The following is a 15,042-nucleotide window of genomic DNA, read 5'->3' as shown; positions in this document are numbered from 1 at the left end:
GAACGAACATGACAACCATGGCCATCGTCACCGGCGACTCGGCGGCTGCACGCCGCGCGCAGCGCCGGTCAGGGCGGAGCATCGCCTACACCGGGCTGGGGATCCTCTTCCTCGTCATCATGCTGTTCCCGGTGTACTGGATGATCAACGCGTCACTCCAGCCGTCGGGCAATACGCTGACCGCGACGCTCTTCCCTCTCAATCCGAGCTTCGCGGGGTACGAGAAGGCGATCGCCGACCAGGGTGCGAACCTGGTCACGAGCCTCATCATCTCGGTCGGCACCGTGATCCTCAGCCTCGCCATCGCGGCACCCGCGGCCTATGCGCTCGCGCAGTTCCGCTATCGCTGGATCAACGTGGCGCTGCTCGCGGTGCTGATCGCGCAGATGATCCCGGGCATCGTGATCGCGAACGCGCTGTACGCCGCGTACAACGACATCGGGCTCCTGAATTCCATCCCCGGTCTCGTCCTCGCGGACGCGACCTCGGCGATCCCGTTCTCGATCATGATCCTGCGCGCCTTCATGATGAGCGTGCCGCCGTCCATCATCGAGGCGGCCCGCGTCGACGGGGCAGGGCACTTCCGAGCCTTCTGGTCGATCGTGCTGCCCGTCGCGAAGAACTCGCTGATCACGGCAGGGCTGTTCGCCTTCCTGTTCTCGTGGAGCGACTTCCTGTTCGCGCTGACGCTCACGACGACCGAGGACATCACGCCCGTGACGCTCGGCATCTACCAGTACCTGGGAACGCAGGTCGCCAACTGGAGCGCCGTCATGGCCACCGCCGTGCTGTCGTCGATCCCGGCGATCCTGCTGCTGGTGCTCGCCCAGCGCTACATCGCCGCCGGTGCCACCGGCGGCGCCGTCAAATAGTCTCATCGAAGAACACAAGGAGCATCGAGAATGACCACCCCCGAACACCCCATCCGCGTCGTCGTCTGGGGCGAGAACCGCCACGAGCAGGTCGAGCAGAAGGTGCGCGACATCTATCCGCACGGGATGCACACCACGATCAAAGAGGGCATCGAGGAGAACCTCGCGGAGCGAGCGGTCGTCACCACCGTCACGCTCGACGACCCGGAGCACGGCCTGACCGAGGAGCTGCTCGCGAACACGGACGTGCTCGTCTGGTGGGGGCATGCCGCCCACGGCGAGGTCGCGGACGAGATCGTCGAGCGCGTGCACCGGCACGTCCTCGCCGGGATGGGGCTGCTCGTGCTGCACTCCGGGCACTGGTCGAAGATCTTCGGCAAGCTGATGGGCACGTCGTGCACGCTGCGCTGGCGCTCGAAGGACGACCGCGAGATCGTGTGGACCGTCGACCCCACGCATCCGATCGCGCAGGGCATCCCGCATCCGTTCATCATCCCGGCGCAGGAGATGTACGGCGAGTTCTTCGACGTGCCGGCTCCAGACGAACTGGTGTTCCTGTCCACGTTCTCGGGTGGCGAGGTCTTCCGAAGCGGCATGACCTATCGGCGCGGGTTCGGGAAGATCTTCTTCTTCAGCCCCGGCGACCAGGATTACCCGGTCTATCACCAGGCCGAGGTGCGCAAGGTCATCTCGAACGCCGTCGAGTGGGCGAAGACCCTGCGCCCGGAGCGCACCAGCCCGGTGCTGCTGCGCTACGAGCGTGAGGACTTCTACAACGGCCAGGGCTACCAGGGAGCGATGGAGCGATGACGGGGTTCCGCACGCTCGAGGGGGATCGACCGCTGCGGCTCGTGCAGGTCGGTGCGGGCGGCATGGGACGCGCCTGGCTGCGCGCGATCACGGCGAATCCCGACGTCGAGCTGGTCGGCCTGGTGGATCTGGACCTCGGCACCGCACGGGCCGCCATCGCGGATGCCGGACTCGAGGGTGTGGAGATCGGCGGCAGCGCGGCTGAGCTCGCACAGGCGGTGTCAGCGGATGCCGTGGTCAACGTCACGGTTCCCGAAGCGCACCTCGTCGTGAACCGCGAGGCGCTGGAGGCAGGTCTCCCCGTGCTGTGCGAGAAGCCGGCGGCGCCGACCGTGGCCACCGCGATGGTGCAGGCGGCGATCGCGGAGGCGGCGGGGGAGCTGCTGATGATCAGCCAGTCCCGGCGCTTCTTCCCCGAGTTGCGGGCGCTGCGCCGCGAGGTCGCGCAGCTCGGGACGATCGGCACGGTGCGCACCGACTTCTTCAAGGCCCCGCACTTCGGCGGCTTCCGCGAGCAGATGCCGCACGTCCTGCTCGTGGACATGGCGATCCACGCGTTCGACGCCGCGCGGTACGTGCTGAATGCGGAGCCCGTCTCGGTGTACTGCGAGGAGTACAACCCCGAGTGGAGCTGGTACGACGGTGCGGCGAACGCGGTGGCGGTGTTCGAGTTCGCGGGCGGCGCCCGCTACGTCTACGACGGCAGCTGGTGCGCCCCCGGACTCGAGACGTCCTGGAACGGGTCGTGGCGCGTGAGCGCCGCGGACGGCTCGGCCGAGTGGGACGGCGAGGGTGCGCCGGTCGTGCACCGGCCGGATGCCGGGGAGCCGGTTTCCGCGGAGATCGACGCCTCCGCGCAGGAGCTCGCGGGGTCGTTGGCGGCGTTCGTCACGGCGCTGCGCACCGGGCATGCGCCGGAGAACGCCGCGGGCGACAATCTGCGCAGCCTCGCGATGGTCGAGGCGGCCGTGCAGTCCGCCGAGACCGGTGTCCGCGTGCGCATCGATGACGTCCTCGAGCAGGCGTGTCAGGACGCGCTCGCGCTCACGGACCGTGAGGACGTCCGGGAACGGCTCTCCGCGCCGGCCTGAGCCTCGCCGGCCGCGGCCTGCACGGGGGCCGACACGCCACCCATCGAACGCTTCGGCGGATTCGGTCCGACATCTGGCGTGTCGGCCCCCGGAACGGAAGACAACGAGACGCGACGACAACATTCGGCAGGAGCCCTGACAAATCCGTCGTAGGCTCGGAGGACACGACGGAAGGACATCGGATGCGCGTTCTCGGCCTGCTCTCGGGCACCTCGCACGACGGGATCGACGTCGCCGTGGTCGACTTCACCGAGTCGGACGGTCGGCTGCACGGCCGGGTGCTGCACGAAGACAGCATCCCGTATGCATCCGAGCTGCGCGCCAGGCTGGTGGCCGCCCTTCCGCCGGCCCCGACCACGCTGGCCGAGGTCTGCGAACTCGACACGCTGATCGGCCAGGCCTTCGCCGAGGTGGCAGCGGATGCCGCGGCATCCGTCGGGGGAGTCGACGCCGCCTGCACCCACGGCCAGACCGTCTTCCACTGGGTCGAGGGCGATCACGCCCGCGGAACGCTGCAGATCGGGCAGCCGGCCTGGATCGCCGAGCGGATCGGGGTGCCGGTGATCTCGGACGTCCGCATCCGCGACATCACGGTCGGCGGGCACGGCGCCCCGCTGGTGTCGTTCCTCGACGAACTGCTGCTGCGCGACCGGGCGGGGGTGTCGGCCGCGCTGAATCTCGGCGGGATCGCGAACATCACGGTCGTCGGCGACGGCACGGTCTCGGCGTACGACATCGGCCCCGCGAACGCGCTGGTCGACGCGATCGTCGCCGCCGAGCGGCTCAACGATCTCGGTTACGACGAGGATGCCGCGATCGCCCGCTCCGGCGACGTCGACCAACCGCTGCTCGACGCCCTGCTCGCCGACGCGTACTACGCGCTGCCGGCGCCCAAGAGCACGGGCAAGGAGCACTTCCACCTCGACTACGTCCGGGCCGCCGTCGCCGCGCAGGGGCGGGCGATTCCGGTCGCCGATCTCGTTCGGACCCTCACCGAACTGACCGTCCGCACCGTCGCCGCCGACATCCGCCGCGCGGGCATCGGATTCCTCGCGGTCTCCGGAGGCGGATGCCGCAACCCGCTGATCCTGCAGGGGCTGCGCGACGCGCTCCCCGAGGTCGCCGTCGTCCTGGCGGACGAACTCGGCGCGTCAGCGGACGCCAAGGAGGCGATCCTGTTCGCCCTGATCGGCTGGTGCACGATGCACGGCGTCCCCGCCGTCGTCCCCGGCGGAACGGGAGCACGCGAACCCCGGATCCTCGGGACGATCACGCCGGGTGCCGGCCCGCTGCGGATGCCGGAACCTGTCGCCGCCCTGAAGAGCCTGACACTGGCCTGAGCGATCAGGGCGGTCCTTCGTCTGGACCGGATGTCGGGAGATCTTCCCGAACGTCGGGCGATTTGTGCGCATTCGGCCCGACATCCGTGAATCGTCCCGACATCCGTGCGTGCAGGCACTGCGGGAGGGAAGCCACGGTAGGCCGCACCGGCGCGGCACGGACCTGCAGGCACGCAGGCCCGGGATCGTCCGCCGTGCTCAGCGCCTCGGACGGTCGTCGTCGTCCCAGGGGCCCTCGTACCAATCGCCGCGATCGTCCCGCTTCGGGCGCTTGAGCAGCTGCACGGTGACGAGCGTGAGTGACGAGATCCCGATCAGGATCAACACGAAGAACAGCATGTCGCTCTGATTCATGGGCGCTTTCCTTCCGCGGCATCCGCCACGATCTTCGCGATGCGGGCAGCCCGGGTCTCTGGCCTCTTCGCCATCGCGATGTGCGTGAGACCGAACTTCTTCACAGACTTGGGGAACGCGTCCCAGTTCGCGCGCGCGGCGGGCAGGGCGTCCAGCGCGGCTGCGAACTCGTCCGGTTCGATACCCGCTTCGGGGCCGTCGAGCATCGTCCATGAGCCGTTCGCCTTGGCGGCCTTGATCGCCCGGAGCCCGGCTGGTGCGATCAGACCGGCGGCCTCGAGCTCTGCGAGGCGCGCCTTGTTGGTGGCGGCCCACCCGCTGGACGGGCGGCGCGGCGAGAACCACTGGCCGACCGTGGCGTCGTCGAAGGTGCGCACCGGCCCGTCGATCCAGCCGAAGCACAGGGCGTGCCGGACGGCATCCTCGTAGCCGACGCCCTCGGCGCTGCCGCCGCGGACGCTGAGCAGCCAGACACCGGCAGCACGGGTGTGGTTCGCCTCGAGCCAGGAGCGCCAGGTCGCGGCATCCGCCGCGCGGATGCGCTCGCCGTCGTCGAGGGCGCCCATGTCAGCCCTCTGGGAGCAGATCCGCGACCGAGTTCACGACCTCGTCCGGGCGGAACGGGTACTTCTCGATCTCGGCGCGGTCGCTGATGCCGGTGAGCACGAGCACGGTGTGCAGGCCGGCCTCGATGCCCGCGACGACGTCGGTGTCCATGCGGTCGCCGATCATGCCGGTGCGCTTGGAGTGCGCTCCGATCTTGTTGAGCGCCGAGCGGAACATCATCGGGTTCGGCTTGCCGACGACGTAGGGCTCCTTGCCCGTGGCCTTCGTGATGAGGGCCGCGATCGCGCCGGTCGCCGGCAGTGGACCGTCGGCGCTCGGGCCGGTCGCATCCGGGTTCGTGACGATGAAGCGCGCGCCACCGTTGATGAGGCGGATGGCCTTCGTGATGGCCTCGAACGAGTAGTTGCGCGTCTCGCCGACGACGACGAAGTCCGGGGCGGTCTCGGTCATGACGAAACCCGCCTCGTGCAGAGCCGTGAGGATGCCGGCCTCGCCGATGACGAACGCGGAACCGCCAGGGACCTGCTGCTGCAGGAAGGATGCCGTGGCCAGCGCCGAGGTCCAGATGCGGTCCTCCGGGACGCTCAGACCGCTCGCGCGCAGGCGGGCGGAGAGGTCGCGCGCCGTGAAGATCGAGTTGTTCGTCAGCACCAGATACGGGGTCCCGGCGGCCTCCCAGCCGGCGAGCAGCTCGGATGCTCCGGGGATGGCGTCGTTCTCATGGACGAGCACGCCGTCCATGTCGGTGAGCCAGCATTCGATCTCGGTGCGTTCTGCCATGTGCTCAGCCTAGGGGGCGGGGGTTACGCGCTGATCCAGACGACGTCGACGGCGCCGTCGGGCAGATCGGCGGATGCGCCGTCGATCGTCACGGTGCCGGCGTTCACGGCGACCGCGTGGCCGACGCCGAGGCCGCACGCCTCCAGGGCGCGCAGCAGCTCAGGGTCGCGGTCGTCGACGCGCAGCACTCGCCCGGTGTGGCCGTCAGGCGCATCGGCCAGAAGCACGAACGGGACCCGTTCGACGGTGCCAGCGGCATCCGGGATCGCATCGCCGTGCGGGTCGAACCGCGGGCGGCCGAGGCGCTCGTCGATGCCCTCGAGCAGCCGATCGCTGATCGTGTGCTCCAGCACCTCCGCCTCGTCGTGGACCTCGTCCCAGGCATAGCCGAACTCCTGGACGAGCCAGGTCTCGATCAGCCGGTGGCGGCGCACCATCGACAGGGCGCGGGCCAGCCCGGCATCCGTCAGCCGCACCGCGCCGTACGGCACGTGCGAGACGAACCCTGCGGCGGCGAGCTTCTTGACCATCTCGGTGACGCTGGAGGGCGCGATACCCAGCTTCGCCGCCAGCTGCGAGGGGGTGATCGGGGCATCCTGCCACTCGGTGTGCGCGTACACCGTCTTCAGGTAGTCGTCTGCTGCGGGGGATGCCACGCCTCCAGACTACGCTGGCGAGGTGAGCGAGACCCCCGAGCGCAGCACCCACGGCGTCGGCCCGTGGGAAGGAGAACGGCCGGAAGGCGACCAGTACGACCCCGAACTGCTCGCGCACGGCGACACACGCAACGTCATCGACCGCTACCGCTACTGGCGGATGGAGGCGATCGTCGCCGACCTCGACACCAAGCGGCACCCGTTCCACGTCGCCATCGAGAACTGGCAGCACGACATGAACATCGGCTCGATCGTGCGCAGTGCCAACGCCTTCCTCGCCGACACGGTCCACATCATCGGGCGCCGCCGCTGGAACAAGCGCGGTGCCATGGTCACCGACCGCTACCAGCACGTCGTCCACCATGAGGACGTCGCGTCCTTCGCCGCCTGGGCACAGGATGCCGGGCTGCCCATCATCGCGGTGGACAACGTCGGCGAAGCGGTGCCGGTGCACCGCGCGGATCTGCCGGAGCGGTGCGTGCTCCTGTTCGGCCAGGAGGGACCAGGGCTCACCGAGGAGGCGCTCGCCGCGGCATCCGGCCACATCGAGATCACGCAGTACGGATCGACCCGATCGATCAACGCGTCGGCCGCCGGTGCCGTCGTCATGTACGAGTGGTGCCGCCGGTACGCACCCTGACGCGGCTCGGACGGTGCGAGAGGATGGGCGGGTGATGACGGATCAGCGGGCACCCCGAGACGCGCCGCGCGCATGGCAGCGGCTCGACGTGATCACAGCCGCGGTGCTCGCCGCGATCCTCCTGCCCGCCACCATCGCCGCGCTCGCGCAGCCCCCGGGCCTCTCGGGATGGCCGCTCGCGCTGGCCGTCGCGCTGTTCGCGGTACTGCATGCGCTGGCGTTCGTCGCGATCCGCTCGCCGTTGCCGGCGTTCGTCGTCGGCAGCGCGATCATGCTCGCACTCGCGATGATCCCGGTCGGCGGCGTGAACTCGGCCGCCATGTATCCGTCGGGGATCGCCTACCTGCTCGCCCTCGGACAGGTCGCACTCCAGTGCGATCGCCGATACAGCACTGCGGCGCTCGCCGTGGGCATCGTGGGATCCGTCATCGTCGTGCTGACCACCCCAGGGCTCGACAATCCGCTCTGGCAGCTCGGCGGGTTCCTCGGGCTGTCGGCGACGATCCTCGTGGCGTGGGCCCTCGGCGTCCTGCAGCGGCTGCGCAGGGAACGTGCGGACGAGGAGCTGCGCATGCGCACGCAACGGGCCGTGTCCGAGGAGCGGGAGCGGATCAACCGCGACCTGCACGACCTCGTCGCCCACGCGACGACGGTGATGATCGCCCAGGCCGAGGTCGCCAGAGCGTTCCTGCGGGAGGACCCGGGGACCAGCGAGCGGGCGCTCGGCGTGGTCGTCGACACGGGGCGGGAAGCGCTGCGCGGCATGCGCGGGATCGTCGCGGACGACGCAGACCGCAATCCCGCTCCCGACCTCGACGCCGTGCGCGCTCTGGTCCAGAGCGCGCGCAGCCCGCGGGCCGTCGTCGAATACGAAGAACGCGGCGTTGCCGGAACCCTCGAGCCGGTCGTCGTGCTCGCTCTGCACCACGTCGTGCGCGAGGCGCTGACCAACGCGCTGCGGCACACCGAACCGCCGGTTCGGGTGATGGTGACGCTGGACTGGACCGGCGCCGGACTGATCGCGATCATCCGCGACGACGGCGGTGCAGGGCGCCGGGCGAACGATCTCGGCGCCGGGGTCGGATTGGTCGGCCTGGCCGAGCGGGTGCGACTCGCCGGCGGGGTGCTCGCGTCCGGGGTCGATGGGAACGGCTGGGCGGTCAAGGCCGAGTTGCCTCGTTCGGATGCCGCGACGAGGGGGGGCGGATCGTGAGGATCCGAGTCCTTCTGGCCGATGACCAGGATCTGCTCCGCGAAGCGCTCGCGATGATGCTCGGCCGCGACGAGCGGCTCGAGGTCGCTGGCGCCGTGCGCTCGGGAGACGAGGCGATCGCGTTCGTGCGCGGTCATGCCGTCGACGTGGTCCTGATGGATGTGCGGATGCCGGGGACGGACGGGATCGCGGCGACGGCGGAGGTGCTGCGGCTGCGCCCGCAGACGCGCGTTCTGGTGCTGACGACGTTCGACCTCGACGAATACGTGTTCGCGGCGGTGCGTGCCGGAGCCAGCGGGTTCCTCACGAAGGACGCCGCGCCGCAGGTGGTCGCGGATGCCGTGGTGGCTGTCGCACAGGGTGATCCTGTGCTGGGCGAGCGCGCGATGGCCGCGATGATCGGCTTCGTGCGCGACGGGTCGCCTGCGCCGGACGCGAATGCGGCGCTGGCCGTGCTGAGCCCGCGCGAGCAGGATGTGGCCCGCCATCTCGCCACCGGTGCATCCAACGACGACATCGCGCGGGCGCTGTTCCTGTCGGCGAACACCGTCAAGACCCACGTCAAGGCGGTGCTCGCGAAGCTCGGCCTGCCGGATCGCGTCCACGTCGTGATCTGGGCCTACGAGAACGGCGTGCTGCGCCCGGGAGAATGAGTGACCGAACTCACCCGCACGGGTGACCCCGGTCGTCACCGCGGGCGATGTGCCTGCAAGGCGCGCGTTTCTAACGTGGGGGCATGTCGAATCGAACTCGCTCTCTGCTCCTGATCATCGCCGTGCTCGGCGGGGCGGTCATCGCCGCCGTGACGCTGCTCCGGATGCTGGCCCCCGATGCCGTCGCCTGGACGGAGGATCTCCATCCGACGTTCCTCGCGCGGCTCGGAGGCAGCACCACCGAGACCATCGTCGGACTGTGCGGAGCGCTGGGGGCCGTTGCCGTCGCCGTGTTCGCCGCCACATCACCACGCGCGAGGTCGGGTCTCACGGCTCTGCGCGTCGCGGCCCTGCTCATCGCCGCGGTCGTCGCCTTCGGCACCCCGGGCGGTGTGATCCCGGCCGCGGGCTACACGTTCGCCCTGCTCGTCGTCGGCGGCATCGTCGTGGCAACCGTCCTGCTCGCCATCCGCCATCCGTGGATCGGATTGCCGATCGCTCTGGTGATGGCCGCTGGGGTCGTCTACGCCGTGGCCAACCTCGAGGCCGGGCCTCTCGTGCCGCGCATCCTGGACGCCATGCTCGACATGCTCCCGACCATGCTGCTGTCTCTGGCGCATGTGATGACGGCGGCGTGCCTGCTCGCGTGGGTGATCGGCGTCAGCGTCGACGCGAGAGGATCCTTCGCCGGCTGGGTGCTGCGTCATCGGGTCGCGATCACCGTGATCGCGGCGCTGTGTTCCGTTCCGTACACGTTCGCGCGTCTGACCTGGCTCACTCCCTGGCCGATGTTCGGCGGGAGCGCCGAGATGTTCGCGGAGTCGCCCGGCACGCAGGTGACCGGCCTGTTGCTCGGCACCGGGATGCTCTTCGGCGGACTGCTCACGCTGGGCCTCGTCCGCCCGTGGGGCGAGCGATTCCCCCGATGGATGGCCGGTCTCGGCGGACGCGTCGTACCGCCGGCCCTGGCGATCCTGCCTGCGAGCCTGGTGAGCGTGCTGTTCACCTCCGGCGGCATCGAGTTCGCCCTCGAGGGCGTCCTCTCGCCGGCCGGGCGGCTCGACGTGCTCTACGTGACGTCGATGTTCCCGTTCTGGCTCTGGGGCCCGCTGCTCGGATTGGCCACATGGGCGTACGCGATGCACCGGTCCGCTCCGTCGGTGCCCGACGAGGATGCCGAGGCTCGCGCCCGCGCGATGGCTCACCTGGCCGAACTGGAGAGCCGGGAGGCGTGAGGACGCGCCTTCGGCGTCAGCCGCGGTCGACGCCGAAGGCGCGTTCTTCATCAGCGCGTTCACAGTGCAGAGCGGGTCATACGTTCGCGGTGAGCCAGCGCCCCGTCCGGACGCGCCACCCGAGCGTCACGAGACGTGCGAGCAGGTACACGCCGAAGAAGGCCACGGAGAGCCAGGTCACTCCGGCTGTGCCGTCGACGCCCGTGGCGGCGATGATCCACAGCGCGGGGATGAACGGTACGAGATTGAGGCCGCCGGCGATCGCCAGGTAGCGGGCGTCGCCGGCACCCATCAGCACGCCGTCGAGGACGAACACGACACCGGCGACGGGCTGCGCCACCGCCAGGACGATCAGCGCCGGTTGGATCAGCGCTGCGACCTCGGCATCCCCGGTGAAAGCCAGCCCGATCACTGCGGACAGCCCGCCGATCAGGACTCCCACGATCACCCCGAACCATGCGCCCCACGCGACGGTCCGGCCGAGCACGCGGCGAGCCATCCGTTCATCCCCGGCGCCGAGCCCCTTGCCGATGAGGGCCTGGGCGGCGATGGCCAGAGCATCCAGGGCGAAGGCCGCGGCCGAGAAGATCGTGAAGACGACCTGCCAGCCGGCCAGTTCGGTCGTGCCGATGCCGGTGGCGACACCGACGGTCGCGAGCAGCGCGACGCGCAGACTCACGGTCCGCAGGAACAACCACCCGCCGGAGCGAGCGGAACCTCGTACGCCATCGCGCTGGGGTCGCACCGACGCCGAGTGGCGTCGGGCGAGTCGGCCGATCACGATCACGTACGCGGCGACCATGCCCCACTGCGCCGTCACGGTCCCGGCGGCGGATCCGGCGATGCCCCAGCCCCAGCCGTAGATGAACAGCCAGTTCAGCAGGGCGTTGGCGGCGAAGCCGAGCCCCGCGATCCACAGCGGTGTCACGGTGTCCTGCATGCCGCGCAGCAGACCGGTGGCGGCGAAGACGATGAGCATCGCGGGCAGGCCCCACATCGAGATCGCCAGGTACGTGTCGGCCTGCTCGGCGACGGCCTCCGACGCGCCGAACAACGACACCAGCCACGGCGACGCCATCGCCCCGGCCACGGCCAGCACCGCTCCGAGCCCCAGCGCCAGCCACATGCCGTCGATGCCGACCGACACGGCGTTCTTGGGATCGCCGGCGCCGAAGCGCCGAGCCACGGCGGGCGTCGTCGAATACGCCAGGAAGATCATCAGCCCGACGATGGTCTGCAGGACGGCGCCCGCGATCCCGAGCCCGGCGAGCGGGGTCGTCCCGAGGTGGCCGACGAGTGCGGCATCGACGATGAGGAAGGCGGGTTCGGCGACCAGGGCACCCAGCGCGGGGACGGCGAGGCGCAGGATCTCTCGGTTCAGGGATGCTGCGCGGGCGGTCACCCTCCGAGCCTACGGCCGCGCGATGCAACGCGGCTGTCGTAGGCTGGAAGGACCGGAATCCGGAGGTGCACGATGAGCGATCCCCGAGGAAACGCCGCCCGTTACTGGGCCAGGCAGACCGACCAGCCCGATGCCGAGCCCGCGTCGGCGCCGATGCAGCTCACCGCGGAGAACAAGCACGAGTTCGTCGAGACCGCGATCCAGGTCGCGATCCGTCGGGGTGAGTTCGATGACCTCCCCGGCGCGGGCAAGCCGCTCGAGAACCTCGGCACTCATCACGACCCGGACTGGTGGATCCGGCGCAAGATCGAGACGGAGAATCTCACCGGCCTCGGCCCGCCGGCGCTGCTGCTGCGCACCGAGGACAGGGAGCTCAACGATCATCTCGACGCCCTCAGCAGGGAGAGCGACGTTCGCGAGGTGCTCGAGGACTTCAACAAGCGCGTGGTCGACGCGCGGCGTCAGCTCACGGGCGGCCCGCCGGTCGTCACCCGCACGCGGGACGTGGAGGCCGAGATCACCGCGTGGCGCGATCGCAGGGCATCGACGCCCGTCGTCGCGTCTCAGGAGCCCGCCCCGACGTCGACGGAAGCCCGGCGGCGCAGCTGGTTCCGGCGCGGCTGAGCCGGCTTCCGGTCCTCAACTCGGCGTCGCGAGCCGCGGTGTCCGCGGCGGCTCGGTGCGGCGGCGTCCGGTCTCCTCGAACGCGAGCCCGAGGGCGAGAAGAGCGGTGTCGTCGTACGCCCGCCCGGCGAACGTCAGGCCGACCGGCATCCCGATGTCGTCCATGGTCCCCATCGGTACGGTGACCGTCGGGATGCCGAGGTGGCGCGGGACGAGGTTGCCGTTGGCGACCCACACGCCGTTGCGCCACCCGGCATCGGCCGAGGTCGGGTCGACGTCCATGTCGGCCGGGCCGATGTCTGCCATCGCGGGGAAGGCGACGGCATCGAGCCCGAGGCCGTCCATCCACTCCTCCAGGTCGATCCGGCGGGTCTCCTCGAGGCCGCGCGCACCGTCGGCGAGATGCGGGATGTCGGTGAAGTGCGCGTACGGATGCGCCTCAACGACCGCGGGGTACGTGGCGATGTCGTCGTCGAACCCGTCGTAGCGATCCGGCAGCGCGCCGGACGGCGCGGGGAAGATCTGCGTGCCGTCCACGCCGGCGAGGTTCGACAGCTGAGGGTCGCCGTTGGCCCGCAGGAAGTCGTCCCACGCCCAGGCCGAGAGGTCGACGATCTCGTTGCGCAGAAACTCCGGCGAGACGAGACCACGGGTCGCGATCGTCGGGGCGCCGGCGCGATCGCCCTCGTAGTTCGTCACCGCGGGGAAGTCCACCTCGACGACCTCTGCACCGGCGGCCTCCAGGTCACGGCGCGCCCGCTCCCACAGGGCGATCACGGACGGACGGGTCTCGATACGCCGTCCCGTGGAGCCGCCGATCGACGTGCCGGTCCCGGCATCCGGATCGGCGTTGATGTACATGCGCGGGACGCCGATGCGCCGGCCGCGCAGATCGGCGGCCGCCAGATCTGCGTACGTGTCTGGCCGCACCTCGGAAGCCCGGGGGATCGGCACCCACGGCTGCGCGCGCCAGAAGTCGCCCCGCACGTCGGCGTCGTCCGCGACGATCACGTCGAGCACCTCGAGCAGATCGGCCATCGTCCGGGTGTGCGGCACGACGACGTCCATGGTGGGCACGAGCGGCCAGTTTCCCCGGACCGAGATGACGCCGCGGCTGGGAGTGTAGGCGCAGAGGGCGTTGCAGGACGCCGGCGCCCGGCCGCTCGACCAGGTCTCCTCGCCGAGCCCGAAGGCGGCGAAGCCCGCGGCCGTCGCCGTACCGGAGCCGTTGGAGGAGCCCGATCCGAAGGCGCTGGTCAGCCAGTCGGCGCTGTACGGGCTCTCCGCCCGGCCGTACACGCCGCGCTGCATGCCGCCGTTCGCCATGGGGGGCATGTTGGTCAGGCCGAGACAGATCGCCCCGCCCGCCCTGAGTCGCTCGATCGTGAACGCGTCGCGCTGCGCGACGAGGTCGGCGAACGCGGGGGACCCGGCTGCAGCGGTGAGGCCCGTGACGAGGTAGCTGTCCTTGGCCGTGTACGGGATGCCGTCCAGCGGGCCGAGCGACTGCCCGCCCGTCCGGCGGGTATCGGATGCCTCCGCCTCCGCGACCGCGTCCGGGTTGCGCACCACGACCGCGTTGAGCGCGGTCTCTGTGCCCGGCGCGTCGTACGCGTCGATGCGGGCGAGATAGGCCTGCACCAACTCGACGCTCGTGGCCGCACCGGTCTCGAGCGCTCGCCGAAGGTCGGCGATGGATGCTTCGACCACGTCGATCATGCGGACACCTTCTTCATGGCCGGCTGCTGCTGAGTGATGCAGTGGAGGCCGCCGCCACGAGCGAAGATCGGGCGCGCGTCGACGGTCACGGCCCGCCGACCGGGGTATGCGGCTTCGAGGATGTCCCGCGCGCGGGCGTCGGCGGCGTCCTCGCCGAACCCGCACGCGATCACGGCGTCGTTCACGACGAGGTGGTTGATGTAGCTCCAGTCGACGAACCCCTCGTCGTCGCGCAGAGCGGCCGGCGCGGGGACATCGATGATCTCGAGCGGGCGACCCGCGGCATCCGTCTGGTCCTGAAGGAATGCCTTCAGTTCGCGGGCGACGACGTGATCGGGGTGTGCCGGGTCGTCCTGGCGGTGCAGCAGCACGCGGCCGGGGCCGGCGAACGCGGCGACGATGTCGACGTGCCCGTTCGTGCCGAACTCGTCGTAGTCGCGGGTGAGTCCTCGCGGCAGCCAGATGGCCTTCGTGGTGCCGATCGTGCGCTCCAGTTCGGCCTCGACGCGGATCTTGTCCGCATACGGGTTGCGGTTCGGGTCGAGCTGCACGGTCTCGGTGAGCAGGACGGTCCCCTCGCCGTCGACGTGGATGCCGCCGCCTTCGTTCACGAGGACGGAGCTGATGAGCTCGGCTCCGATGCGCTCGGCGACGGTGCGCGCGACGCCGGCCGCCACCTGCCACTCGGCCCACGCCGGGGCGCCCCAGCCGTTGAAGATCCAGTCGACGGCACCGAGGACCCCCGGCCGGTCGTCGTCGAGGACGAAGGTCGGGCCGAAGTCTCGCATCCAGAACTCGTCCAGCGGCATCTCGAGGATCTCGACGGCTGAACCGAGCATGTCGTGGGCGCGCGTCGTCTCGGTCGGGTCGACGACCATGGTGACCGGCTCGAAATCGGCGATCGCCAGCGCGGTGTCCGTCCACGCGCGGTACGCCGTCTCCTGCCATTCGGCGCCGTCGCCCAGGGTGATCCCCGCGCGGGGGAACGCCATCCAGGTGCGCTCGTGCGCATCGCCCTCATGAGGCATCCGCCAGCCCATGTCGTCTCCTTCGATCTCCATCGACCGCATATTGATCGTGCGATCA

Annotated in this window: 16 protein-coding genes; 9 read left to right on the top strand and 7 right to left on the bottom strand. The window is 70.4% G+C overall.

What is annotated here, in order from left to right; all coding sequences use genetic code 11:
* Positions 1-17 precede the first annotated feature (17 nt).
* From AC3ANJ_RS17375 to AC3ANJ_RS17360, 4 genes are all read left to right on the top strand, one after another.
* Positions 18-872 (top strand): carbohydrate ABC transporter permease, encoded by an 855-nt coding sequence (locus AC3ANJ_RS17375; protein ID WP_488319308.1) that lies wholly within the window; start codon positions 18-20, stop codon positions 870-872.
* Positions 873-902: 30 nt separating this feature from the next.
* Entirely contained in the window at positions 903-1,682 is a 780-nt protein-coding gene (locus AC3ANJ_RS17370) for a ThuA domain-containing protein (RefSeq protein ID WP_488317390.1), read from the top strand.
* Entirely contained in the window at positions 1,679-2,773 is a 1,095-nt protein-coding gene (locus AC3ANJ_RS17365) for a Gfo/Idh/MocA family protein (RefSeq protein ID WP_488317389.1), read from the top strand. Before AC3ANJ_RS17370 ends, AC3ANJ_RS17365 begins: the two co-directional genes overlap by 4 nt.
* Positions 2,774-2,955: 182 nt before the next feature.
* Positions 2,956-4,113, top strand: a complete 1,158-nt coding sequence (locus AC3ANJ_RS17360) for an anhydro-N-acetylmuramic acid kinase (RefSeq protein WP_488317388.1) — start codon at positions 2,956-2,958, stop codon at positions 4,111-4,113.
* A 198-nt stretch (positions 4,114-4,311) separates the two neighbouring features.
* Here AC3ANJ_RS17360 and AC3ANJ_RS17355 read toward each other — a convergent pair whose 3' ends face one another.
* Genes AC3ANJ_RS17355 through AC3ANJ_RS17340 form a run of 4 tightly spaced genes read right to left on the bottom strand, consistent with a single transcriptional unit; the run spans position 4,312 to position 6,470 of the window.
* Positions 4,312-4,467, bottom strand: a complete 156-nt coding sequence (locus AC3ANJ_RS17355; protein WP_406248493.1) for a hypothetical protein — start codon at positions 4,465-4,467, stop codon at positions 4,312-4,314.
* A complete protein-coding gene (locus tag AC3ANJ_RS17350) occupies positions 4,464-5,033 on the bottom strand; it encodes a YdeI/OmpD-associated family protein (protein ID WP_488317387.1) in 570 nt (189 codons plus the stop codon). Before AC3ANJ_RS17350 ends, AC3ANJ_RS17355 begins: the two co-directional genes overlap by 4 nt.
* Before the next feature lies 1 nt (position 5,034).
* Positions 5,035-5,814: an HAD-IIA family hydrolase gene (locus AC3ANJ_RS17345; protein WP_406248497.1), complete on the bottom strand. Its 780-nt coding sequence runs from the start codon at positions 5,812-5,814 to the stop codon at positions 5,035-5,037.
* 23 nt (positions 5,815-5,837) lie between these two features.
* Positions 5,838-6,470, bottom strand: a complete 633-nt coding sequence (locus tag AC3ANJ_RS17340; RefSeq protein ID WP_488317386.1) for a metal-dependent transcriptional regulator — start codon at positions 6,468-6,470, stop codon at positions 5,838-5,840.
* A 22-nt stretch (positions 6,471-6,492) separates the two neighbouring features.
* Here AC3ANJ_RS17340 and AC3ANJ_RS17335 point away from each other — a divergent pair, with 22 nt between their 5' ends.
* The 4 genes from AC3ANJ_RS17335 (at position 6,493) to AC3ANJ_RS17320 (ending at position 10,211) form a co-directional block, all read left to right on the top strand.
* Positions 6,493-7,110 (top strand): TrmH family RNA methyltransferase, encoded by a 618-nt coding sequence (locus AC3ANJ_RS17335; RefSeq protein ID WP_406248500.1) that lies wholly within the window; start codon positions 6,493-6,495, stop codon positions 7,108-7,110.
* Positions 7,111-7,144: 34 nt separating this feature from the next.
* A complete protein-coding gene (locus AC3ANJ_RS17330; protein ID WP_488317385.1) occupies positions 7,145-8,323 on the top strand; it encodes a sensor histidine kinase in 1,179 nt (392 codons plus the stop codon).
* Complete coding sequence (locus tag AC3ANJ_RS17325; protein WP_488317384.1) at positions 8,320-8,976, top strand: response regulator; 657 nt, start codon at positions 8,320-8,322, stop codon at positions 8,974-8,976. The genes AC3ANJ_RS17330 and AC3ANJ_RS17325 overlap by 4 nt, the downstream gene beginning before the upstream one ends.
* 83 nt (positions 8,977-9,059) lie before the next feature.
* Positions 9,060-10,211: a hypothetical protein gene (locus AC3ANJ_RS17320; protein ID WP_488317383.1), complete on the top strand. Its 1,152-nt coding sequence runs from the start codon at positions 9,060-9,062 to the stop codon at positions 10,209-10,211.
* A 76-nt stretch (positions 10,212-10,287) separates the two neighbouring features.
* Here AC3ANJ_RS17320 and AC3ANJ_RS17315 read toward each other — a convergent pair whose 3' ends face one another.
* The gene (locus AC3ANJ_RS17315) at positions 10,288-11,613 is read right to left on the bottom strand and encodes an MATE family efflux transporter (protein WP_488317382.1); all 1,326 of its coding nucleotides are present in this window, start codon (positions 11,611-11,613) and stop codon (positions 10,288-10,290) included.
* Positions 11,614-11,685: 72 nt separating this feature from the next.
* Between AC3ANJ_RS17315 and AC3ANJ_RS17310 the strand changes: the two genes are divergently transcribed.
* On the top strand, positions 11,686-12,237 hold the full coding sequence (locus AC3ANJ_RS17310; protein ID WP_488317381.1) for a DnaJ family domain-containing protein: 552 nt from the start codon (positions 11,686-11,688) through the stop codon (positions 12,235-12,237).
* Positions 12,238-12,252: 15 nt separating this feature from the next.
* Here the strand turns inward: AC3ANJ_RS17310 and AC3ANJ_RS17305 are convergent, their stop codons facing one another.
* Positions 12,253-13,956 (bottom strand): amidase, encoded by a 1,704-nt coding sequence (locus AC3ANJ_RS17305; RefSeq protein WP_488317380.1) that lies wholly within the window; start codon positions 13,954-13,956, stop codon positions 12,253-12,255.
* Positions 13,953-14,996, bottom strand: coding sequence for an agmatine deiminase family protein (locus AC3ANJ_RS17300; RefSeq protein ID WP_488319307.1), 1,044 nt, complete (start codon positions 14,994-14,996; stop codon positions 13,953-13,955). Before AC3ANJ_RS17300 ends, AC3ANJ_RS17305 begins: the two co-directional genes overlap by 4 nt.
* Positions 14,997-15,042 lie beyond the last annotated feature (46 nt).

The sequence above is a fragment of the Microbacterium sp. STRO-1N genome (assembly GCF_057748015.1).
Note: the sequence above shows the minus strand (reverse complement) of the source record. Positions and strands in the feature narration are given on the sequence as shown.